Origin of the sequence: Spirosoma sp. KNUC1025 (assembly GCF_045160025.1) — a bacterium.
In the GTDB taxonomy this organism is placed as follows: domain Bacteria; phylum Bacteroidota; class Bacteroidia; order Cytophagales; family Spirosomataceae; genus Spirosoma.
Genome location: NZ_CP087139.1, coordinates 2,962,880 through 2,984,789 on the forward strand (window position 1 = coordinate 2,962,880; position 21,910 = coordinate 2,984,789).

Genomic DNA, 21,910 nt, shown 5'->3' on the forward strand with positions numbered 1-21,910 from the left:
TTCAGCCGCTCTGGAAATGGCAATAACAATTGACAACGAATCAGCCAATCGTATTCATGGAAACGGTAAGCTTAACAAAAGAACAACTGCGATTGATAGCCGGATGTCAAGCCTTTGTTGACGTAACAAAACGATCATCGGAGGAGCAATTTCATTATCAGCCTGACGGAAAATGGTCAGTAGCCGATGTTATACAGCATCTTTACCTGTCGGCTCGGCCGTTGGTCAAGTTAATGAGTGGCCCGCGCGACGTATTGCTTCAGTGGGGCAAAGCGGATGCGCCGTCAAGAGCATACGAGGAACTGGCCACTACGTATGTGCAAATTCTAGCGACGGGCGTAAAAGCTCCAGCTGCATTTACGCCCCGGCCGGAAGATATGAATGCAGATAAAAACGCTATTCTTGAGCGGTTTACTCAGGAGTATCAGACCTTAATAAAGCTGATAGGAACCTGGTCCGAACTGGACCTGGATACGTATATGGTGCCCCACCCGGCTTTTGGCAAATTAACCGTCCGCGAAATGCTGCACTTTACAAGTGCCCATACCCACCACCATCTGCGATTGTTACCAAAATTTTAAGGTGTGACGATAGATAATGTAGCTATTGAACGTTTTACACCTGCTTAGGCAAGATTCAGGCCGTTTTTTTTTAACGTCGGTTCCGATTACCGCCTACCCGCCCGAAGTAATAATTTACGCCAACTTTCAGGCGACCACCTTTGCCGCGGCTGACGGTGGGGTCAAGCTTGTTGTAAAAACTGCTTTCGTACGATATTTCGGCACCTAAGCGGTGGAGAATCCAGGCCATTACGCCAATTTCAAGGCCAACACTTGTGTATTTCGCTTTCGTTTCAGCGGATATATTATTCGAAAACTCCCGGCCACTGTTTAGGCTCGCACCAATGAAACTGCTGATACGTGTCCGGAACGGATAATATCGGGCAAAAGCGCCAAACTGACGCGAGTGGTATTTGTTGCCAATCAGCCGATCAACATCATAGCGTAAACCTGCCGCAAAACCAGGTTGAAAGAAATAGCCTGCCCGCAGATTTGTACCTAAATAGACCTGTCCATTGGTAGTGCCCATGCCCAGGCTCACCCCGCCGAAAATATTGCCGGGTTCAAACCAGTTCAGTTGGTGCGCCTGCTGATAGCTAATTGATTTATCAACCTCTTCTTCTATTTTCTCGCTAGCCTGACCTGCTTTCTGCCGAATCTCCTGTTTCGTATTCTCGTTGATGAGTGGTTTGGAACGGTCAGTTGAGTCGGCACCGTTCTGCGCCTGGCCCGCTAACGCAAAGCCCATTAGTAAAGTTATAGATGTAAGTAATGTTTTCATGATCGTTGAGTTAAAACCCTAAAAGCTTTGTCCTATTAACTCTTGCGGTATCATAAGGTTTGTTTAAAAAGGGTTTAGTATGAGAATAGATTCATAAAAAAACGCCTTTCCGATAATCGGAAAGGCGTTGGATTAGGGGCTGGTTTGTCAGGGTAATTGGCTTACTTGCCCGGTAACCTTCGACGGTTATTTTTTCAACTGATCAATCAGGTTGGCTACCTGCTCGGCAGATACCGCCGGAAAGTTGGCAATTCTGATCTGTGATTCCTTAAATTTCCCGTAGCCGCTACCCACAATCATATTGGCTGCTTTAGCCGTTGCAATGACCTCGGCGGCTGGCTTCTTTGTGGTTGCAACAATAACCGTTTGTGACCGATGCCGTTCCTGTTTTACAAATGGCTCATACGCGTCAGAACTGTCCAGAAATTTGTAAAGCATTCGGGCTTTTTCCTCTGTTTGCCTCCGCAGGTTATCAATACCAATTCGATTGAAGTCCTCGGCGATTTTCCCGAGCAGATAAATGTACAGGACGTTTGGCGTAGCGGGCGTTTCGTAGGTTCTATAATGCTTCCAGAGCGTTGGGAGCGTATGATGCGCGCCAATCGTCAACGTATCGTTTTGCAACAAATATTCGGCCTTTTGCAAACAGCTCTCGCTCGAAATCCAGACGCCCAAACCAGCTGGCATACCAAACGCTTTCTGAACCGAGAAAAACGCAGAATCGATCAGGCTGAAGTCGAGGTCAGGGTAGGGAGCCGACGATACCGTATCGACGCAAAAGAGCTTGTTCGGATATTTTCGCTTGAGCTTATGCATTTCAGCTGGTCGCATCTGCACGCCCGATGAAGTTTCGTTGTGGGTCAGACAAACCAGTTCGGCGTATTCCGGTACGTCTATTTCGGCTGCATCGAAACCTTCGCCAAAAGGTTTTTCCAGTAGGTGCGCGTGTTTACGTAAAGCCCCGGCGTAGTCGAAGAATTTTTGCGAGAATGACCCATTGACAAGGTGGAAACTTTCGTGCTCTACGCAGTTGAGCAGTACGCGCTCCCATACTTCCGACGCTGAACCCGTAAAGAAAATACCGTGAGTTTTCGGGATTGACAGCAAGGTTCGTAACTGCTCATCGGCAAACTTATAAATGTCCCGAAAGCGTTGACTTCGGTGTGAAATTGAGCCAATCTGCTCATCCATTGCGCGTTGCAAATGCTGATGAAAAGTCGGGTAGAGTTCAGCTGGACCGGGAGTAAAGTACGTTTGGGGCATAATAATCAAATAAAATTAGGGATTGACTGGGCAGCCGCAGGGAAACCGAACCGATTGACCCAGTTGGCGATTTACTTTCTGGCGCATGGCAGCGGGTTTCGGAATAAAAACAATACGTCCGGCTCCCGGCACTTCGGTGGTGGCTACGGGCCGACCGACATGTTTGTAGAAATCTTCGACGCAGGCTTTGGGCAGCAGATCGATGCAAAGATTGATACCGGCAAAATCATTGTAAAGATAAAATTGTTCGAAAAAATGCCACTGTTCGTCAGTGAGGCAGGATGTCAGGTTTTTAGCTACCCAGAAATCGTCTGTATCCGGATGATCGAGTAAGGTAGACCAGCCTGCCTGCAGGAAGGGTTTAATCTGAACGACATTCAACCGGCCAAAATATTGACCAACGGTTTTTTTTCCGTGGAAACGCTGAAGGGCATATAACGTATTGGTCCGTTGGTAGAGCGGGCATAATCCCTGCTCCAGACCAACGCCATTGCCGCCTACGACGCAGAACGGCCAGTCTAAAATAGCCTCACCCGGTTGCTGGCGAATCCGATTCATATACGGGTAAAATGATTCAGAAAACGTATACGGTTCCTGTGTGCGCCGGAAGCTATATACGCTAAAGATTTCTACCAGACCGATCAGCGCCAGCCCCACTACGTATATAGGACGAATCCGACCGCTCCAGTGAAGGGCAAAGATGGTGAGAATGACGGGATATGTGATCGTGACACGGGAAGGAATCCGATTAAACCGATCCCAGGGGAAAATTTGGAGGATTGGTAGTTGAATGGGATGGTAAAGCGCGTGCATGACACCAAAAGCCACAACTGGTACGTAGGCCCATCGGATTGGTTTTCGGGTAGTCCAGAAGCCGAGTATTCCAGAAATAAGCAGAAACCAACCCGCACTTCCGGCTCCGTTTCCTTCCGGCATATCCTGTAAATACGGATGAAGCGGATCGTCGCCCGGATCGAAACCAGGCAGATAGGGTAATAGCAATCGGAGCGGGTGCACCCATCCGTGCCCACCCGCAAAGCGATCTTTAAACACAAACGAATTAGCCTGTTGAGCTACTTCGAGCAGCAACGGAACATACAGAAAGATAAGCACGAACATGGCTAGTACTAAAGCCAGAGGTATAAACGGTCGGCTTAAGAACTCCCGTTGCCAGTTGGCAATAACGTCCCCGATTTGCTCCGTTGCTTTCGCCGAACTACGTAATAATCGCCATCCTAATACCCCGGCGACAAACAGGAAATTTAAGGTGAAGGAGCTTAAAGCAAAGCCCAGAATATAGCCAACATCATGCCCTAGGCACAGGGTTAGCAACAATCCCTTAAGCAGTAAAAAGCGTAAACTCACCGATTCCCGTAAAACCACCCGGCGTGTTAGCAGAAAATCGGTCAGCATGCTTAGCACCGTCCAGTGAATCATGGCGTACGCATAATGACCGGGGTATTTGTTGAGGGCGTAAAAATTCAGAAAGGAAACAAACAGGCCAGCCAGCGTTGCCCGAAACGTACCGTAATCGTTTCGAAGCAGAAGATAGGTACCCGCGCTGAGAATGAACAGGCTGATGAGATAATAGATGTTCAGCCAGGGGCCGTTTCCCCAAAACGAAAAGCAGAGGGCATACCAGAAATTCTGCTCAAAGGCCCAACCTTGATAAACGTGATTGGTGCCGTAGGGATAAAAGGTCTGATCGTTTATCCAGTTCAGATGCGGGAGCGGGGTAAACGACAGATTCTTTGCTACGTAATACCCCATGTAATCCCACTGATCAATGTCGCCAGCGTTTAGGTCAGCAAGTGGGCCGGTGAAATTACGGAGAAAGAAAAACCCATACAGCAGGGTAAGTATGCCAAAAAACAGAAATACCACGCTTGGAGATAGCCAGCGGGAGTATTTCGCTTCGGTTGGAAAAGAGGTAAAATAGGTGGTTTTCATAATTAAATGAGTGAATGGGTGGAAGGGCGGCCTGCTACTCTGACTTTAACTCGCTCATTCACTCATTCACCCATTCGCTCATTAATAAAGCAATCTGAATTTGATCGTATTGTCAATGCCTTTCAACTCCTGTACGACTTCATCGGCATACTCTTTGGCAACGTCCGTAATCACATACCCGATCTGCTCGTTGGTCTTCAGATACTGACCATGAATGTTGATATGGTATTTGGCGAAAATGGAGTTCATCTGTGCCAGAATGCCCGGTACGTTGGCGTGTATGTGCAGCAGCCGATGCGCCCCTTTCAGCAAGGGGAGTTGCAGTTCCGGAAAGTTCACGCTGCCATACGTACTGCCGTTGTTGATGTATTCGAGCAATTTGCCCGGTACAAAATTGCCGATATTTTCCTGCGCTTCTTCGGTGCTTCCGCCAATGTGGGGAGTCAGAATAACGTTAGGCAGATTGCGCAGGGCGCTGACAAACTCTTCATTGTTGGTTTTGGGTTCCTGCGGGAATACATCGACACCCGCGCCCGCTACTTTGCCACGTTCAATCGCATCGACAAGTGCTGGAATCTCAACAATATGACCACGCGAAAGATTGAGGAAAATAACCCCATTCTTCATCAGGCTGAATTCGCGGTAGCTGATCAGGTTTTTGTTTTCCTTACGTCCGTCTGTATGCAGACTGATGATGTCAGCTACGGCCAGCAGTTCATCCAGCGATTTGCATTTACGAGCATTGCCGAGCGCCAGTTTATCCACGATATCGTAGAAATACACTTCCATTCCCAAGGCTTCGGCCACTACCGACAGTTGAGTGCCAATGTTGCCATACCCAACCAGCCCCAGTTTCTTGCCGCGCACCTCAAAGCTATTTTTCGCTGACTTATCCCAGCCACCATTATGCATGGAATTGCTTTTCGGTACGATGCTCCGGATCAGCATAATGATCTCGCCAACAGCTAGTTCGACTACCGAGCGAGTATTGCTATAGGGCGCGTTGAAAACGGCAATACCTTTTTTTGTACAGGCGTCGAGGTCAATCTGGTTGGTGCCAATACAGAACGCGCCAACGGTCATCAATTTGTTGGCATGCTCCAGCACACGCGCCGTTACGTTCGTTTTCGAGCGAATCCCCAGAATAGACACGTCGCGGATGGCTTCAATCAGCTCATCTTCGTCGAGGGCTCCTTTTCGGATTTCAACATTAAAACCTTCCTGCTCAAAAAGCTGGACCGCTATCGGGTGTACATTTTCCAGCAGCAGAACCTTAATTCGGCTTTTGGGATATGACTGGCTGCGACTCAAGTTATTATGGTATAAAAATTCGTCGAGCGACGGCGCTACGTGGTCGGCTTTCTCAACAACACGCGGACGCATTACGTTCTCGGTAAAGGCATAGAAACGATTCGCCAGGCCCGATGCCCGGATTTCGTAATCCGTGTAGCCATCACCAATTACGTATACTTCACCGTCCAGATTCAGATTTCGGATTACCTGCGATTTGCCGCCATTGGCCGACAATGGATTTTCGGGGTCGAAGCTGACAATAGCGCCCGTTTCGTCGAATACAAACGTATTGGCAAACACATTCTCGGCCCGAATGCCCAATGAGGTTACAATGGGGATAATGAACTCCTTGAAACCGTTCGAGACAACATAGATATATTCGGCATGCTCGGTCAGAAACTGTTTGTTACGCCGAAACGAATCGGAAATCGAACCCATCAGGTTTTCGATCAGCGCGGGCAACTGATCGCGGTGCGCTTTCAGTAAATTCAACCGTAAATTCAGGGATTCGGTAAAGGAAATTTCCCCCGACATTCCCCGATCAGTGATTGTTTTGATCTGGTCTAGTACGTCGTCGCGGTCAGGGCGACCAACGAGTGAAATTTCTCCCAGCACATCAAGCGCTTCAACCTTGGTGAAGGTGCTATCGAAATCAATAATGTAATACGTTTGTTCGGCCGTGCCGACGTTCGATTGTTTGGTGAGCATGATTTACATTGGTTCAAAATCCGCATCCTCCTGCGGTTCATTTTCTAAAATCTGTTTTTATAGTTTGCTGAAGAGGTGGAAGATGAACACTGATAATTCGCCATATAATTTCGTAGTCCAGACCAAAGTAATCATGCACCAAAATATGACGGGTTCGAATTATGCGCATCCATTCGATAGTTGTGTACTTATCGCGAAAAGTTTTTGGAATACGGTTAGCCGCTTCGCCTAAAACCTGAATATTTCGAACAACTGCATCACGAACGAGTCTGTTACTTCGAAAAGATTCGTAATCCAGACCGGCACTGTATTCCTGAATAGCTTCTAAAGCTTCGAACATGTCTACGAGTAAACTATAAGCCGAACGCTTAGACATACTGCAATTGATGGATAATGTATGGCATCAATTTAGGCTTTATTGCCTGCCGGGTAACTAAATCAACAGGTTTTTGGAGAATGTTTTCCAACTCAATAGATAAGTCGATAAACTCAAATCCAACAGGGTGTTTAAATTCTACTAAAATATCAACGTCACTGGCTTCAGTAGCTGTATCATCAGCATAGGAGCCGAATAGAGCCATCGATACCAATGGATACGTACTAAAAAGGTGCTCTTTTTTTGCCTGAAGAATTCCTTTAATCTGCTGACCAGTCATAGTATTTACTCATTAACTGCCTAGTAAAAACCTAAGTGCCCGTTCTTCTGACCAGTACGTTCCCTGTATGCCCCCGCTTTTAGACGGAAACCCGCAATGGCCACCCTGTTCAGGAAACTCCATCCATACGTTGGGGAGTTCCCGCGCTAAGGTATCTGGGAAACACTCAGGTGAGAGAAATGGATCATTTTTAGCGTTGACGATAAGTGTTGGAATCGCAATGGTTGGTATAAATTGCAGTGAGCTGCTGCGGGTGTAATAATCCGTTACGTCCCGAAATCCATTCATGGGCGCTGTAAACAGGTTATCGAACTCGCGAATGCTACGGGCTTTGCTCACGGCTGCTGTCGGAAAAATGCCCGGCATTACGGCGGCTTTCTGCATGACTTTTCGCTTAAGCGTCCGGTTGAATCGGTAATTATAAACCAGGCTATCCCATTGTTCAAGCCGCCGGGCTGAGCCCATCAGGTCGAGCGGAACGGAGAAGACAACGCCCTTTTTAATAGCCGGGTCAATGGTTTTTCCCTGTTCGCCAAGGTATTTCAGTGTTACGTTGCCGCCCGCGCTAAAGCCCATCAGGTAAAGCGTAGAATAACCCTTATTGAGTGCATACTGAATGACGAAGTGCAAATCACCCGTTTCGCCGATGTGGTAAAACCGCTCCTGCCGGTTCATCTCGCCACTGCATGAACGGTAGTGCCAGGCTAAACAATTGAACCCGTTCTGCGTCAGGTGCCGTACCATACCCGCCAGATACGAACTTGTGGAGCTACCTTCGAGGCCGTGGGAAAGGATAACTAATGGCAATGATGAATTATTAATGAGGAATGATGAATGATGAGTCACGTCAACCAATTCATCATTCCTCATTAATAATTCATCATTAGAAAACGCCCAGTCCAGATCCAGAAAATCATCGTCGGGGGTTTCGATACGTTCGCGGACGTAGGAAACCTCAACCTTGCGAAATAACGAAGGAATAATGGTTTGCAGGTGGCCATTCCACAAACGGGTGGGCGGCTCATAATTGGATGGAGCAATCAGCGGCATTAGCAGACGCGGGCGATTGAAGCCGCAAAGGTAAGCGTTCTGTCGCTTAGAAATTTATCAATCCTTAAAAATCATAGTTTTGTCACTCCTTTTTGTTTGGAACAGCTTACAGGGCCAACTCTTTTTCCGTCACAATGGTCAGCACTTCCGTATCCATGAGCCGTTGCGCCAGACCAAGCGTTTTCGGAACTTCGTAATGGAAATAGAATTTCATGGTATGAATTTTCCCTTCATAAAAGGCAAGCTCGTCGCCCTGCGGATTCTGGGTCAACAGCGCCTGTTTCGCCACAACGGCCTGTTTGAGCCATTGCCAGGCAATCACAACCGTTCCGAACAATTCCAGAAACAACGTAGCGTCGGACAGGTAGCGTTCGATGTCGCCTTTCTGGGCGTGCGGCATCAGTCTTTTGACAACCTCCTGCGTTCGGTTGAGTTCGGCAGTGAGTTTGTTGGCGTAGGGCGTCAGATCATCGAACGTACTGGCTTCGGCAATGGTTTTGTTCATCTCCGCGAACAGCAGTTGAGGGGCTTTCCCGCCTTTCATGGTCATCTTGCGACCCAGTAAATCCTGCGCCTGAATGCCCGTTGTGCCTTCGTAAATGGGCGTAATACGTATGTCGCGGTAGAGCTGTTCAACCGGAAAATCTTCCGTATAGCCGTAGCCACCAAATGTCTGCACACTCTGACTAACCGATTGAACACCCATTTCGGAAGGATAGGATTTCGCAACGGGCATCAACAGATCGAGCAGAAGAAACGCATTTTCTTTCTCCTCGCCTTCGGCTACTTCGCTGATATCATAAAGTCGGGCGGCTTCCAGCAGAAGCGATAACGAACCTTCCGTCACGGATTTCTGAAACAGCAGCATACGCCGAACATCGGGGTGGTTGATGATAGGAGTCTGAGGGGCATCCAGGTGGTTTTTTTCGTTCAGTCGGCGGCTTTGCGGACGTTCTTTGGCGTATTGTAAAGCCGCGTAGTAAGCGGCTGTGGCAATAGCCGTTGCTGTCATTCCGACCCCAATACGGGCCTCGTTCATCATCTGAAACATATAGGGCAGTCCCTGATGTGGCTCACCCACCAAATAGCCAACCGTGTTATCATTGGAACCCATGGTCAGGTGCATGGCCGGAACGCCTTTTTGGCCCATCTTGTGGTAAACGCCCGTAGACACGACGTCGTTGTCGACATACGACCCATGCTCATCCATTCGGTATTTAGGCACAACAAACAGCGAAATTCCTTTTGTGCCTTTTGGCGCTCCATCGATACGGGCCAGCATCAGGTGAATAATATTCTCGGCGGCATCATGGTCACCAGCCGAAATAAATACTTTCTGTCCTTTGATTTTATAGGCTCCCCGCGTGGATGCGTCATTGGATAGGGGAGTTGCTGTTGTTGTTACGTCTGATAACGAAGAGCCTGCCTGTGGCTCCGTGAGTGCCATAGTTCCCTGCCAGGTTCCTTCCAGCAGCTTAGGCACAAACGTGTCAATCAAATCCGGTGCGCCAAAGGACGTAATAAGATGGGCTGCTCCTGAAGTGAGACCAGTATACATCATGCCATTGTTGGCGGCCATTACGATGAAACCAATGCAGGAGCTGATCATCTCAGGCAGTTGCTGACCACCGTTTTCGAAAGAAAACCCTGCGCCAATCAGGCCCGCTTCGCCCATAGCTTTCAGGTACTCTTTAATTTTCGGGTGAACCGTTACCTGCCCATTTTTTAGCTCAGGCTGATTTTTATCAATTTCTTTCAGGTAAGGATGCATGAGCGTATCGGCAATGTAGGTAGCCGAGTCGAGCGCCAGATTAAACGTCTCGCGGTCGTGCGCGCTGAAGTAATCGTATTTGGTTAATTCTTCGGCTTTAAATACTTCGTGAAGCAGAAACTGGAGATTGCGTTTGCTGAAATACGTGCTTGCCATACAGGGCGATTAAATTAAGGTTTGGTACATAGCGATACCGTTGGGTAGGTAAAAATACGACTTTCCCGACGGTTGTTAGCTGGTTGTCGATAAACTATGATTTACTTTACATCGTTTATAGGACAGAATAAAACAAACTAACTTTTACCCATGAAAAAGCTACTTTTCGTATTTGCGCTCTTGTTTTCAATGACATCGCTCGTACAGGCGCAGGACAAAAAGGCACCCGCAAGTCCAAAGATAACCGCCGAAAGTCCGGACAAATCCATCAAAGTTATTTATGGGCAGCCTTCCAAAAAAGGACGTGTTATATTCGGTCCTGAAGGATCGAGCAGTCTGGAAAAATATGGCAAGGTTTGGCGGACAGGTGCCAACGAAGCTACGGAGGTAACGTTTAAGAATGACGTGATGTTTGGCGGCAAAATGGTGAAAGCGGGTACGTATACGCTATTCACAATTCCCGGCGAAAAAGAGTGGAGTGTTATTCTGAATAGCACCCTTGGCCAATGGGGCGCCTACGATTACGACAAGATCAAAGGGACCGACGTAGCCACGATAAAAGTGCCGGTTTCGATGGCCAAAACACCCATCGAGAAACTGACCATTACCCCCGCCAACAGCAGCATCGCCATCGCCTGGGATAACATGACGATTTCGGTGCCCGTTACCAAACACGGATAAGTAAATCATCGGGTCCTTTAAGCCGCATTTTTTACTGGTTTATTCAATTTGTTAGCCTGATCCTAAACGATCGGGCTAATTTTTTAATAGGTTGTTAATCAATTGTTTACGGAATTGTTAGTAGATTTTCCGCGACTAAGTATTTGTATAAGAAATGGTTTAAAAACCGATTCCTAAATTTGTACGTAAACTATGAAATAAATTTACTATAAGTGGTTAACAAACAAACGTTTATCGCGTTATTTGTAAAAACGCTTTAACCAATACCATATGATGAAACACTACTTATCGATTATACTGCTCGGCTTAGCTGTATTGCCCTCCTTTAGCCAGGGTCTTACAGACTATTATCGGGCGCCAGACCAGGTTCATCAGTATAACCGGCTGCTGTCGCGTTATGGTGGACCAGCCATCCAAAATCGCTGGTACGTCGGACTTGAAGGCTTCGTCAGAACCGACCGCGCTCAGCTCGATAATTCGTTTAACGGACTCATTGAAAGCAATCGGGTAACTACCGTAGGTGCCAGTGTTGTTGTCGGCTGGATGTACCGCGAACGCTGGGCCGTTGAAGCCGGTTATGCGCGTATGCCGATTCATACACAGGTATCAGTTGTAAATGCCAGTACGCCTTTAAGTTTTCGCTACACGAACGATCATAGCGCGTTTGTATTACGTGGGAAAGCGCTGATTCTTTCGACCAGCAAACCGTGGCTGCGGTCGGGTTTCTGGTTGAGTGGCGGTTTATGGACGATCCCGAATAACGGAAAGCGTGAAGGTAGTTTTTCAATCGCAGGTTATCGCTATCTGGACATGCGCGAAACACGTATTCCGGTTCAATTAGCTGGTCATACATCGGTGAATGGTCAACTCAGCACATTAGCTGAAGTGGGCGCTGAGTATAATGTTCGGCTGAGTAGCAAGATGGAACTGGGTTTTTCAGTACGTAAGTTTTTCGGACTCAGCAATTCTATAACTACGGATGTGAGTTACGTTGCGAATCAGTCACCTCCTCAGCAGGCTCAACTACAGGGCGCAGGAACAGGCATGAGTTACGGGACATCGCTACGTTATACGTTTAGTATTCGGCGCAAAGCAGCGAACGTACTGGATGTTCAGGGACGATCTAAGCCGAGTAGATTGTAGGCAGTCAAGAAAATTCTTGAAAAGATAGTAGGTGGCCCTAACGGCCACCTTTTTTGTTGACAAAGTGTCTGTTTATGATCAAGGTAGTCCTTAAATCCAGAATGCGTATGAAACGTTTGACATGGGGAGTCGTATTTATTTACCTACTCGCGATTCAGTCTGCTTTCGCTGAGGTACGTCTGCCGAATGTTTTCGGCTCCCACATGGTTCTGCAACGCCGAAAAGCAGTGCCGGTATGGGGATGGGCTGACGCTGGCGAAAAAGTAAGCGTTACGTTCAACAGCCAGACAAAAATTGTAAAAGCAGGCAAGGACGGCAAGTGGCGGGTTACACTCGATCCGATGGAAGCGGGTGGGCCCTATCAGATGCTGGTGAAAGGAAAAACAAACACCGTTACGTTCGACGACGTGCTGATGGGCGAAGTGTGGGTCTGTTCGGGGCAGTCGAATATGGAGTGGCCGCTGATTGCCGCGTCCAATGGCAAAGAGGAAATTAAAACCGCCAACTACCCAACTATCAGGCAACTGCTCGTAAAAAAAGAGGTTAGTCTGACCCCAAACGATAACTTCGAAGGAAGCTGGACTGTGTGCAGTCCGCTAACCGCGCCCGCTTTTACGGCGGTTGGGTACTTTTTTGCCAAGCAGCTTCAGCAGGAACTCAACGTACCGATCGGACTTATTAACACCTCGTGGGGCGGTACACATTCCGAAACGTGGACCAGCCGTGAGGCCATGAACAGCAGTGATGAATTACGTTCGGTTGCCAATAAACTACCGGCTTCCATCGACGAGGTGATCCGCAGCGGAAAAGAGCGTTCGGAAGAGTTGGTCAAAACGCAGCAGGGCAATTTGCCGACAGCCGCCGAAGAGCAAACCTGGGCCGCTGCGGATGCCAACGATAGCCAGTGGAAGTCGATGAATATGCCCGGCGATTGGGAGTGGGGCGGTTTGCCGACCGTAGATGGTGTCGTCTGGTTTCGGAAAGAAATAATGATTCCGGAAGGAAAGAAGCTGCAAAAAATCACGCTACGTATCGGTTCTGTTGATGATAAGGATTCAACGTTTGTGAATGGGCAGTTGATTGGAAGCAAAAAAGGGGGAGGAGCCCGCGAATACGCCGTACCCGATGGTTTACTAAAACCCGGCCGTAATGTGGTTGCCATTCGAGTTACCGATACAGGTGGTGCCGGTGGCCTTATGGGGCGGCCTGACCAGCTTTCTCTCTCCGGCGACGACGTTGATGTGCCATTATCAGGACCGTGGAAATACCGGCTGGCGAATGTGTTTGCTTCATCATACAAGCCTGGTCCGAATACGTACGGAACGCAACTGTTCAACGCCATGCTCAACCCGTTGATTCCATATGCCATTGAAGGAGCTATTTGGTATCAGGGTGAGTCGAATGCAGGGCGGGCCTATCAGTATCGCAAAACGTTTCCACTTATGATTCAGGACTGGCGGCAGCACTGGGGCTACGATTTTCCGTTTCTGTTTGTTCAACTGGCCAGTTTCAACGCGGCCAATGGCGATAGCCGAAAAGGAAGCACCTGGGCCGAACTTCGCGAAGCTCAGACAATGACGCTTCAACTGCCCAATACAGGCATGGCTGTTACGTCGGACATTGGCGAGCGATCGGACATTCACCCGAAAAACAAACTGGATGTGGGTCGTCGATTAGCAGCTGAAGCCATGCGGGTAGTCTATCAGAAAACTGAAGCAAGCGCAAATGAACCGTCGCGTGGACCGCAATTCGAAAAACTGACGATTGACGGAAATAAGGCGATCGTGACATTCCGGAATGCGGGCAGGGGTTTGGTGATAAACGATAAGTACGGCTACCTAAAAGGGTTTGAAGTGGCCGGGGCCGATCAGAAATTTTATTACGCAAAAGCCGACCTTCAGGGGAATACCGTTACGGTTCATTCCGATTCTGTCGCTGCTCCAGTAGCTGTTCGCTTCGGTTGGGCCGACGACAACATTGACGACAATCTGTACAATCAGGAGGGGTTTCCGGCTATACCCTTCCGCACCGATACGTGGAAAGGAATTACCGAAGCGGCAAAATTTGGTGAGCGGTAAAATTGGCAGGCGTATATTTATAGGCGAACAAAAAGATTCGTAAGATCACGCTACAATGCTCTCCAGAATCGGTATTGTCGTTTTGTGTAGTTTGATAGTCTGTACGTCTGTGCAGGCCCAGTCGGCTGTTGAATACGGACTGAGTCGGAGCATCCGGATTGCAGCTCCGGGTTTCTCTCCGTATAAAGGTGTTGAGGGGTCGCCTTACGTACCGAATGATTCGGCGCAGAACGGATGGCTGATGTATAACACGAAACGCGTGCCTGCCAGACTACGGTACAATGCTTACACAGGCGAGCTGGAGTACATTGAAGGAAACCGAGTTCTGACACCGACCAACGGTGTCATGGAGTTTGCGATTCTCGAACCCGACACGATGTATTTTCACCGGGGATTTCCAGCTACTGAAACGAGAACACCGGACAGTTTTTATCAGGTGCTGTTCAACGGGCGTAAAGCCAAACTTCTTCGCTACGTATTTGCCGATATAAAAACCAATACGGAGCAGATGAACAACGACTTTGGGAAGAAAACGTTTCAAAAACGCGAAGAGTATTACGTCTGGGTAGCCAGGGTGCAACCTCCTGCTGAAAATTATTTCGAGAAGTTGTCGGACGGAGACATGAAGCCGATTTTCGTAAGCAAAAAATCACTACTGAGCGTTTTTCCGCAATACGCCGAACGTATTGAGCGCTACGTAGCCAACCAAAAATTAAAGCTTAAGTCCTGGTCCGAATTAGCCAGTGTGCTGAAGTATCTGGAGAGTCAGTAACCGGGATTTATGTGATTTTTTCGACCGACTATGATTTTGTTTTATAAGAAAACGGCCAATAAAAATCATAGTCAGTCAGAAAAATCACATAAATCCCGCGGGGCCGCCCGTGCGGTTCGAGTTACTGTTTAGCTTCCTGTTTTCGCATGGGCATACTGTCGATTGATTTGAACAGATCCTTTGTTGAAACAGGTTTTTTATAGGTCTCCTTAATGCCGCCGTCTTTGCCAATAAGCCATCCGGCAAAACTATCAGACGGAACAAGCTTGTAGTCATGCATTAAAAACTGACGGTCGGGTTCTGACACCTCTGAGGCAACCAGCACCAACACATCAAGATCGCGCTCAGCAAGCCCGTCTTTTTGTTCGATTAGCGCTTCCTGCTGCTCAATAAGGTAGTGCTGGGTGTCATCGCGGCCATAGAGCAGTAGTACACGTCGGTGGTCTTTTTTTTCATGCAGTATCGCTTTGAGCGACTTCTGCTGATTCGCTACGCTTTCCATAAAAAAGTAAGTCCCATTAGCAGGACTGTCAGACTCAACAACCAATGATGTCGCATAGTGTTTGCGTTCTGTGTTAGGAAGCCGCAGTTTTTTCAACAGTCGACTCATCGGTGTATCGACAAGTCGGGTTTTATGACAAATCTTCCAGTCGCTCCAGCATGAGAATCGACGCCTGCGGAACAATAACGTACTGTTCGCCCTCGTACTGAACCTCAATGGCGTTACGTTGCAGATAAAGCGCTACGTCACCCTCCTGAGCCTGAAGCGGCATGTACTTCACTTTTTCTTCGGTTTCTTTCCAGGGTTCATCGTCCGTCGGAACCGGAATCGGATAGCCCGGCCCCACTTTAATAACATATCCTGACTGGACTTGTTCTTTTTCCTGCACCGTTGGCGGCAGATACAAGCCACTGGACGTACGGTCGGATGGGTCTTTGGGTTTTATCAGCACCCGGTCGCCAACGACAATCAGGCGTTTGAGTTTATTGTCAGCGGTTATTCCAAGCATACAAATAGTACGGAGTAATGAGTTAGTGAGTCGGTGAGTTAATCCGGCAAAAATCAGGCTGAATAATGAATCGGGTCAAGTTGTCAGTATGACCAGATAACTGACTGATAAACTGACCGACTGATGCGACGATTACGGTACCGGATCGTAGCCATCCCCGCCCCACGGATGGCAGCGGCTGATTCGTTTCAGACCAAGCCAGCCTCCCCGTATCGCGCCATGCTTGCGAATCGCTTCGATTGTGTATTGAGAGCAGGTAGGCGTATAGCGGCAGGCATTCGGGAAATAAGGCGATACAATGGCCTGATAAACCTTCACTAGCCCGATCAGAATTGACGTCATCATGCATCCATAAACACCAAAAGAGGCAAAAACTTTCCGGCAATACGTATCTTTGTTCACCGTTATTAAATGCACCGTTTTAGGGTCGGCGTTTCAAGTTCTGAATTTTAATTGTCGAGCCTGAAAATCAATACCTTGAGCGTGGAATCTGCAACTATTTTTTTATGCTTCAATACATTATCTGGGAAGTAAATCCCGAAATTTTTCATATTGGCTCGTTCTCAGTACGTTGGTATGGGTTGCTGTTTGCCATGGGTTTTCTGATTGGCATGCAGATTATGAGCTACATTTTCAAGAAAGAAGGTAAGCCCGTTAGCGATACCGATACGTTATTGATTTATATGGTTGTTTCTACCATTCTAGGGGCGCGTATCGGTCATTTTCTATTCTATGAACCCGATGTCCTGCTGCATCATCCACTAACGGTCATTACGCCCCCGTTTGCGGGTTTGGCTAGCCACGGGGCTACGATCGGTATTCTGACGGCACTCTGGCTGTATTCGCGCCGGAAGGAAAGCCGACTAACAAACCAGACGTTTCTCTGGGTAACCGATCGGATTGTTATTGTGGTAGCCCTGGGTGGAGCCTGCATTCGGTTTGGTAACCTGATGAATTCCGAAATCATTGGTCGCCCGACGGATGTTCCCTGGGCATTCATTTTCACAAAAGCCGATTACAGCGGACTTAGTGAACCCTTCATCGTGCCCCGCCATCCGGCGCAGCTTTATGAATCGCTTTCGTGTCTGGTGTTATTCTTTTTTCTGCTGTGGTTCTGGAATCATTATAAAGAGAAAACCCCACGAGGCAGTATGCTTGGGATTTTCCTGATCTGGGTGTTTTCGCTACGCTTTTTTTATGAGTACCTGAAAGAAAATCAGGTCGCTTTTGAAAACACCATGGCCTTGAATATGGGACAGATTCTGAGCATACCTGCCGTATTGATGGGTATTTATTTCGTTGTCAGAAGCTATCGGACGCCGGTTGTTATTCCCGCAAAAGATCCGTCGAAAGAGCCGACGCCGTAGCGGGTTGTAGCAGAATTTTACCGGCTTCTGCCTCTTTTGGAGATGGTGCCACAGAAATGACTTATTTTTGGTAATTCGTTATTGCCAATACGTCAACTACTCTGTGAAACCATCTCTTTTTAGTCTCCGTCAACAACTTTCTGTACTTTTTATAAGCCTGGCTGTTTGCACGGCACAAGCTCAGGTACCCGGCCGGCAAACGCACTGGACTGCCGAAGGAAATGCCTACGTAGCAGCTGAACGGGCTGAACTCGTCCGGACGGATATCCGGACGGGTCGTAAAACGGTTTTGCTGCCGAGTGATAAACTGCATTATCCGGGCAGCAGTCAGATCATGGCGGTTACGGACTTTGCCTTTACGCCCGACAGCACGAACATTCTGATTTTTACCAACACGGCCCGCGTCTGGCGATACAATACGCGGGGTGATTATTACTTGGTGAACCGCTCATCGGGGCAGGCGCGGAAACTCGGGAAAAACCAGCCAGCGCAGTCGCTGATGTATGCCAAATTGTCGCCGGATGGACGTAGCGTAGCCTATGTCAGCGAGCACAATTTGTTTGTTGAAGATGTAGCTTCCGGCAAATCAACCCAACTAACAACCGATGGAACCCGCAAACGGATTAACGGTACGTTCGACTGGGCTTACGAAGAAGAATTCGGATGTCGCGATGGGTTTCGGTGGAGTCCCGACAGCAAACAGATTGCGTACTGGCAGGTAGACGCGACCAAAATTCGTGATTATCTGATGTTGAACACCACCGATTCGGCGTATTCGCACGTAGTACCGGTTGAGTATCCCAAAGTAGGTGAATCGCCGTCACCGGCGCGTATCGGTATTGTTGCTGTATTGGGAGGAAGCACCAGCTGGCTAAACATTCCCGGCGATCCGCAGCAGCATTACCTGACGCGGATGGAGTGGCTGCCTGCGGGAGGAGGTGTAATCGTCCAGCAGTTGAACCGTAAGCAGAACGAATGCAAGGTGTTTGTGTGCAACGTAACGTCGCGATCCGTTACGTCCATTTACACCGAAACGGATAAAGCCTGGATTGATGGCAAAGAGCGCTGGAACAATGATGATCCGAGCGGATGGGAATGGCTGAATGGCGGGAAAGAGTTTATCTGGGTATCGGAAAAAGACGGCTGGCGGCATCTCTACCGGCTAAGTGTCGATGGCAAAAAAGAAACCCTGCTCACTCCCGGTTCGTATGATATCGAAACAATTAGCCATATCGATGAGCCCACCAATCAGATCTATTTCATCGCGTCGCCACAAAACGCCAACCAGCGGTATCTGTACCGGACCCGTCTGGATGGCAAGGGGAAAGCCGAGCGCGTAACACCCACCGATCTGGCCGGGACACATGGCTACACCGTTTCTCCGAACGGGCGGCTGGCACGCCATACGTTCACAAACTACCAGACGCCACCCGCGCTGGAGTGGATAACACTGCCCGACCATAAGCCCGTGAATGCGCAGGAAAGTATTGCGTCGCGAATGAAACCCGTTGCCAAATCCAATGTCAGTTACTTCAATCTGACCACCGACGACGGTGTAACGGTAGATGGCTGGATGGCCAAACCAACTAATTTCGACAGTACAAAAAAATACCCGATTGTTTTCTACGTATATAGCGAACCGGCTGGCAGTACGGTCAATGATGTTTTTTCAGTAGGCAGTAACTTTCTTTTTCGCGGAAATATGGCCGATGCCGGGTACCTCTACGTCGCCCTCGATAATAGGGGTACACCGAACCTAAAAGGTGCTGCCTGGCGTAAATCGATCTACCGGCAAATAGGACGTATCAACATTCGCGATCAGGCAATGGGCGCCAAAAAACTGTTTGCCCAGCATGCCTATATCGATACTAGCCGCGTGGCTGTATGGGGATGGAGCGGAGGTGGTTCCTGTACGCTGAATCTGCTCTTTCAGTACCCCGACATTTACAAAACGGGTATTGCGATTGCCGCCGTTGGAAATCAGTTATTTTACGATAATATTTACCAGGAACGCTACATGGGCATTCCGCAGGAAAATCGGGAAGATTTTATAGCGGGGTCGCCGGTTACGCACGCAAAAAACTTAAAAGGCAACCTGCTTTATATTCACGGAACGGGCGACGATAATGTGCATTACGACAATGCGGAAGTGCTGATAAACGAGTTGGTGAAACACAACAAGCAATTTCAGATGATGCCTTATCCGAACCGTTCGCATGGTATTTCGGAAGGAGAAGGTACACGCCTTCATCTGCAAACGCTTTATACAAATTATTTACTGAAAAACTGCCCGCCTGGCCCGCGCTAACATGATCCGACTGCTGACGCTTTGTCTGCTGCTTTTGCCCTTTATGGCTTCGGCGCAGCATTATGAATTTACCCACGACGATACGTTGCGGGGAACAATTACGCCCGAGCGGTCGTGGTGGGATCTAACGTTTTATCATTTGAAGGTGCGTGTTCAGCCAACGGACAGTACGTTGAGCGGCTCGACCGAGATTCGCTATCGGGTTCTGAAACCGGCGCAGACCCTACAGGTAGATTTGCAGCGGCCTTTACGGGTAGAACGCATTGAACAGGATGGTAAATCGCTCAATTTTCGGCAGGATGGCAACGCGTATTTTGTTACGTTGACCAAAGCGCAGAAGTCCGGCCAGAATGAAGCCATTACGGTCTTTTACAGCGGAAAGCCCCGCGTCGCCAAACGCCCACCCTGGGATGGGGGCCTGGTTTGGAAACACGACAGAGAAGGCAACTGGTTTATTGCTACAGCCTGCCAGGGATTGGGGGCGAGTGCGTGGTGGCCCTGCAAAGACCATATGTACGACGAGCCCGATTCAATGGCTATCAGCGTAACGGTTCCCGAAGATCTGACCGACGTATCGAACGGGCGTTTGCGAAAAGTAACCACCAACGCCGACCATACCCGCACCTTCGATTGGTACGTCAAAAATCCGATCAATAACTACGGTGTCAATCTCAACATTGCCCGTTATAAACACTGGTCGGAAACCTACGACGGAGAAAAAGGCAAGCTTGATCTTGCTTATTACGTACTTCCTGAACATCTCGACTCGGCAAAGGTGCAGTTTCAGCAGGTGCCCAAAATGCTGAAAGCCTTTGAGTACTGGTTTGGCCCGTACCCGTTTTATGAAGATGGCTATAAACTGGTTGAAACGCCTTACCTGGGGATGGAACACCAGAGTTCGGTAACGTATGGCAATCGCTTCCGGAATGGCTACTTAGGGCGCGACCTGTCGCAAACGGGTTGGGGGCTCTTGTGGGATTTTATCATCGTTCACGAGTCGGGGCATGAGTGGTTCGCCAATAACATTACGTATAAAGACGTAGCCGACATGTGGATTCATGAAAGCTTCACGAATTATTCAGAGTGTCTGTTTACGGAATATTACTACGGGAAAAGCGCCGGTGCGCAGTACGTGATCGGTTGCCGGGCGTTGATTCGTAACGACAAACCCATTATTGGCATTTACAATGTCAATCATTCGGGGTCGGGCGATATGTACTACAAAGGCGGAAATATGCTGCACACGATCCGGCAACTGGTTGGCAACGATACTAAATGGCGGCAGTTGCTACGTGGTCTGAACAAAACGTTTTATCATCAGACCGTAACGGCGCAGCAGATTGAACAGTACATGATTCAGCAAACGGGCCTGAATCTAAAACCGGTTTTCGATCAGTATCTGCGCAATACCAAAATACCTGTACTTGAATATGAACTGGTTGGCAAAGAATTCCGGTATCGCTGGACGAACTGCATCAAGGGATTCGATATGCCCGTGAAGCTATGCCTGGGTGAGTCGGGCCCATTTCGTCCGGTACAGCCAACGATGCAGTGGAAAACGATACCCGCTGATGGCGCTACTACGTTGACTGTCGATCCAAACTATTACGTGCTTTGTAAGCATATTAGCGAGTGACGTTTACTCAATAAGTCGTGCATTTTGTGACTGGAAAATGTAGCTTGCTTTTGGTTTATTCATTCCCATCCTTATCTGTACAAAAAACTATGCGACAAAACCTAAACCTGATCTTAACAGGGCTCCTTTCGGCTACGCTGATGATGAGCTGCGGAGAAAAGAAAGAAGAAGAGGAAAAAGACGAAGATGGTGAATCGGTATCGGCCGTAGGTGCTGTGGGGGCTCTGAAAGAAATGGCAGCTAAAGCCGAAGAGATGGGCAAAAATGGCCCTGTTGAAACCGTTGATTTTCGGTCACTGAAAGAATTACTTCCGGCTGATGCAGATGGGCTGGCGCGTAAAGAGGCTACCGGTGAGAAAAACGGTGCGGCTGGTTTTACCATCTCCACGGCCAATGGCAAGTATTCCAACGATGACAGTAGTGAAACGATTGAGTTATCGATTGTTGACGGGGGCGGTACTGCCATGATGATGGGGCTGGCTGCCTGGTCGATGATTGAGGTGGATAAAGAAACCGAGAACGGCTACGAGAAAACCGGTAAAATGGGTGATAATAAATCGTACGAGAAATACGACAATGCCAATAAAGACGGAGAAATTGCTGTGCTGGTCAACAAGCGGTTTATTGTGACCGCCAAAGGGCGGGGAGTCAGTATGGATAAGCTCAAAGAAGCGCTTGAAGATATAGACCTTGATAAACTAGGTTCAATGAAATAAAGATAGAAACA

20 protein-coding genes are annotated in these 21,910 nt (G+C 48.4%); 9 read left to right on the forward strand and 11 right to left on the reverse strand.

Annotated elements, in window-relative coordinates; all coding sequences use genetic code 11:
• Nucleotides 1–56 precede the first annotated feature (56 nt).
• Nucleotides 57–581, forward strand: a complete 525-nt coding sequence (locus LN737_RS12880) for a DinB family protein (RefSeq protein ID WP_405519425.1) — start codon at nucleotides 57–59, stop codon at nucleotides 579–581.
• Nucleotides 582–651: 70 nt separating this feature from the next.
• Here LN737_RS12880 and LN737_RS12885 read toward each other — a convergent pair whose 3' ends face one another.
• From LN737_RS12885 to LN737_RS12920, 8 genes are all read right to left on the reverse strand, one after another.
• Nucleotides 652–1,341 carry a hypothetical protein gene (locus LN737_RS12885; RefSeq protein ID WP_405519426.1) on the reverse strand — a complete coding sequence of 230 codons (690 nt, stop codon included), beginning with the start codon at nucleotides 1,339–1,341 and terminating at the stop codon, nucleotides 652–654.
• Nucleotides 1,342–1,527: 186 nt separating this feature from the next.
• Nucleotides 1,528–2,604 carry an aminotransferase class V-fold PLP-dependent enzyme gene (locus LN737_RS12890; protein WP_405519428.1) on the reverse strand — a complete coding sequence of 359 codons (1,077 nt, stop codon included), beginning with the start codon at nucleotides 2,602–2,604 and terminating at the stop codon, nucleotides 1,528–1,530.
• A 15-nt stretch (nucleotides 2,605–2,619) separates the two neighbouring features.
• Nucleotides 2,620–4,554 carry a hypothetical protein gene (locus LN737_RS12895; protein WP_405519430.1) on the reverse strand — a complete coding sequence of 645 codons (1,935 nt, stop codon included), beginning with the start codon at nucleotides 4,552–4,554 and terminating at the stop codon, nucleotides 2,620–2,622.
• Nucleotides 4,555–4,635: 81 nt separating this feature from the next.
• A complete protein-coding gene (serA, locus tag LN737_RS12900) occupies nucleotides 4,636–6,555 on the reverse strand; it encodes a phosphoglycerate dehydrogenase (RefSeq protein WP_405519432.1) in 1,920 nt (639 codons plus the stop codon).
• Nucleotides 6,556–6,592: 37 nt separating this feature from the next.
• Nucleotides 6,593–6,931 (reverse strand): DUF86 domain-containing protein, encoded by a 339-nt coding sequence (locus LN737_RS12905; protein WP_405519434.1) that lies wholly within the window; start codon nucleotides 6,929–6,931, stop codon nucleotides 6,593–6,595.
• Entirely contained in the window at nucleotides 6,924–7,211 is a 288-nt protein-coding gene (locus LN737_RS12910) for a nucleotidyltransferase family protein (RefSeq protein ID WP_405519435.1), read from the reverse strand. The genes LN737_RS12905 and LN737_RS12910 overlap by 8 nt, the downstream gene beginning before the upstream one ends.
• Nucleotides 7,212–7,223: 12 nt before the next feature.
• Nucleotides 7,224–8,261, reverse strand: a complete 1,038-nt coding sequence (locus LN737_RS12915; protein WP_405519437.1) for a YheT family hydrolase — start codon at nucleotides 8,259–8,261, stop codon at nucleotides 7,224–7,226.
• A 106-nt stretch (nucleotides 8,262–8,367) separates the two neighbouring features.
• Nucleotides 8,368–10,188: an acyl-CoA dehydrogenase gene (locus LN737_RS12920; RefSeq protein WP_405519439.1), complete on the reverse strand. Its 1,821-nt coding sequence runs from the start codon at nucleotides 10,186–10,188 to the stop codon at nucleotides 8,368–8,370.
• A gap of 150 nt (nucleotides 10,189–10,338) precedes the next feature.
• On the opposite strand from LN737_RS12920, the gene LN737_RS12925 reads away from it, so the two are divergent.
• The 4 genes from LN737_RS12925 to LN737_RS12940 all read left to right on the forward strand — a co-directional run bounded on the left by LN737_RS12925 (nucleotide 10,339) and on the right by LN737_RS12940 (nucleotide 14,862).
• Nucleotides 10,339–10,869: a DUF2911 domain-containing protein gene (locus LN737_RS12925; protein WP_405519441.1), complete on the forward strand. Its 531-nt coding sequence runs from the start codon at nucleotides 10,339–10,341 to the stop codon at nucleotides 10,867–10,869.
• Between the two features lie 270 nt (nucleotides 10,870–11,139).
• Entirely contained in the window at nucleotides 11,140–12,012 is an 873-nt protein-coding gene (locus LN737_RS12930) for a hypothetical protein (RefSeq protein WP_405519443.1), read from the forward strand.
• A 107-nt stretch (nucleotides 12,013–12,119) separates the two neighbouring features.
• Nucleotides 12,120–14,090: a sialate O-acetylesterase gene (locus LN737_RS12935; RefSeq protein ID WP_405519445.1), complete on the forward strand. Its 1,971-nt coding sequence runs from the start codon at nucleotides 12,120–12,122 to the stop codon at nucleotides 14,088–14,090.
• Nucleotides 14,091–14,145: 55 nt separating this feature from the next.
• Nucleotides 14,146–14,862: a hypothetical protein gene (locus tag LN737_RS12940; RefSeq protein WP_405519447.1), complete on the forward strand. Its 717-nt coding sequence runs from the start codon at nucleotides 14,146–14,148 to the stop codon at nucleotides 14,860–14,862.
• Between the two features lie 121 nt (nucleotides 14,863–14,983).
• On the opposite strand, the gene LN737_RS12945 is transcribed toward LN737_RS12940, so the two are convergent.
• From LN737_RS12945 to yidD, 3 genes are all read right to left on the reverse strand, one after another.
• Complete coding sequence (locus LN737_RS12945) at nucleotides 14,984–15,472, reverse strand: DUF4174 domain-containing protein (protein ID WP_405519449.1); 489 nt, start codon at nucleotides 15,470–15,472, stop codon at nucleotides 14,984–14,986.
• 22 nt (nucleotides 15,473–15,494) lie between these two features.
• Nucleotides 15,495–15,872, reverse strand: coding sequence for a co-chaperone GroES (locus LN737_RS12950; RefSeq protein WP_405519451.1), 378 nt, complete (start codon nucleotides 15,870–15,872; stop codon nucleotides 15,495–15,497).
• 132 nt (nucleotides 15,873–16,004) lie between these two features.
• Nucleotides 16,005–16,214, reverse strand: coding sequence for a membrane protein insertion efficiency factor YidD (gene yidD, locus LN737_RS12955; protein WP_405520397.1), 210 nt, complete (start codon nucleotides 16,212–16,214; stop codon nucleotides 16,005–16,007).
• A 164-nt stretch (nucleotides 16,215–16,378) separates the two neighbouring features.
• Here yidD and lgt point away from each other — a divergent pair, with 164 nt between their 5' ends.
• The 4 genes from lgt to LN737_RS12975 all read left to right on the forward strand — a co-directional run bounded on the left by lgt (nucleotide 16,379) and on the right by LN737_RS12975 (nucleotide 21,899).
• Nucleotides 16,379–17,239, forward strand: coding sequence for a prolipoprotein diacylglyceryl transferase (gene lgt, locus LN737_RS12960; RefSeq protein ID WP_405519453.1), 861 nt, complete (start codon nucleotides 16,379–16,381; stop codon nucleotides 17,237–17,239).
• A gap of 151 nt (nucleotides 17,240–17,390) precedes the next feature.
• Complete coding sequence (locus tag LN737_RS12965) at nucleotides 17,391–19,547, forward strand: S9 family peptidase (RefSeq protein WP_405520399.1); 2,157 nt, start codon at nucleotides 17,391–17,393, stop codon at nucleotides 19,545–19,547.
• A 1-nt stretch (nucleotide 19,548) separates the two neighbouring features.
• Complete coding sequence (locus LN737_RS12970; protein WP_405519455.1) at nucleotides 19,549–21,183, forward strand: M1 family metallopeptidase; 1,635 nt, start codon at nucleotides 19,549–19,551, stop codon at nucleotides 21,181–21,183.
• Between the two features lie 89 nt (nucleotides 21,184–21,272).
• The gene (locus tag LN737_RS12975; protein ID WP_405519457.1) at nucleotides 21,273–21,899 is read left to right on the forward strand and encodes a transposase; all 627 of its coding nucleotides are present in this window, start codon (nucleotides 21,273–21,275) and stop codon (nucleotides 21,897–21,899) included.
• The last annotated feature ends 11 nt before the right edge of the window (nucleotides 21,900–21,910 follow it).

Coding starts and splice junctions, on each gene's coding strand:
- LN737_RS12880 (WP_405519425.1), top strand. CDS start 57: ATGGAAACGGTAAGCTTAACAAAAGAACAACTGCGATTGATAGCCGGA.
- LN737_RS12885 (WP_405519426.1), bottom strand. CDS start 1,341: ATGAAAACATTACTTACATCTATAACTTTACTAATGGGCTTTGCGTTA.
- LN737_RS12890 (WP_405519428.1), bottom strand. CDS start 2,604: ATGCCCCAAACGTACTTTACTCCCGGTCCAGCTGAACTCTACCCGACT.
- LN737_RS12895 (WP_405519430.1), bottom strand. CDS start 4,554: ATGAAAACCACCTATTTTACCTCTTTTCCAACCGAAGCGAAATACTCC.
- serA (WP_405519432.1), bottom strand. CDS start 6,555: ATGCTCACCAAACAATCGAACGTCGGCACGGCCGAACAAACGTATTAC.
- LN737_RS12905 (WP_405519434.1), bottom strand. CDS start 6,931: ATGTCTAAGCGTTCGGCTTATAGTTTACTCGTAGACATGTTCGAAGCT.
- LN737_RS12910 (WP_405519435.1), bottom strand. CDS start 7,211: ATGACTGGTCAGCAGATTAAAGGAATTCTTCAGGCAAAAAAAGAGCAC.
- LN737_RS12915 (WP_405519437.1), bottom strand. CDS start 8,261: ATGCCGCTGATTGCTCCATCCAATTATGAGCCGCCCACCCGTTTGTGG.
- LN737_RS12920 (WP_405519439.1), bottom strand. CDS start 10,188: ATGGCAAGCACGTATTTCAGCAAACGCAATCTCCAGTTTCTGCTTCAC.
- LN737_RS12925 (WP_405519441.1), top strand. CDS start 10,339: ATGAAAAAGCTACTTTTCGTATTTGCGCTCTTGTTTTCAATGACATCG.
- LN737_RS12930 (WP_405519443.1), top strand. CDS start 11,140: ATGATGAAACACTACTTATCGATTATACTGCTCGGCTTAGCTGTATTG.
- LN737_RS12935 (WP_405519445.1), top strand. CDS start 12,120: ATGAAACGTTTGACATGGGGAGTCGTATTTATTTACCTACTCGCGATT.
- LN737_RS12940 (WP_405519447.1), top strand. CDS start 14,146: ATGCTCTCCAGAATCGGTATTGTCGTTTTGTGTAGTTTGATAGTCTGT.
- LN737_RS12945 (WP_405519449.1), bottom strand. CDS start 15,472: ATGAGTCGACTGTTGAAAAAACTGCGGCTTCCTAACACAGAACGCAAA.
- LN737_RS12950 (WP_405519451.1), bottom strand. CDS start 15,872: ATGCTTGGAATAACCGCTGACAATAAACTCAAACGCCTGATTGTCGTT.
- yidD (WP_405520397.1), bottom strand. CDS start 16,214: ATGACGTCAATTCTGATCGGGCTAGTGAAGGTTTATCAGGCCATTGTA.
- lgt (WP_405519453.1), top strand. CDS start 16,379: ATGCTTCAATACATTATCTGGGAAGTAAATCCCGAAATTTTTCATATT.
- LN737_RS12970 (WP_405519455.1), top strand. CDS start 19,549: ATGATCCGACTGCTGACGCTTTGTCTGCTGCTTTTGCCCTTTATGGCT.
- LN737_RS12975 (WP_405519457.1), top strand. CDS start 21,273: ATGCGACAAAACCTAAACCTGATCTTAACAGGGCTCCTTTCGGCTACG.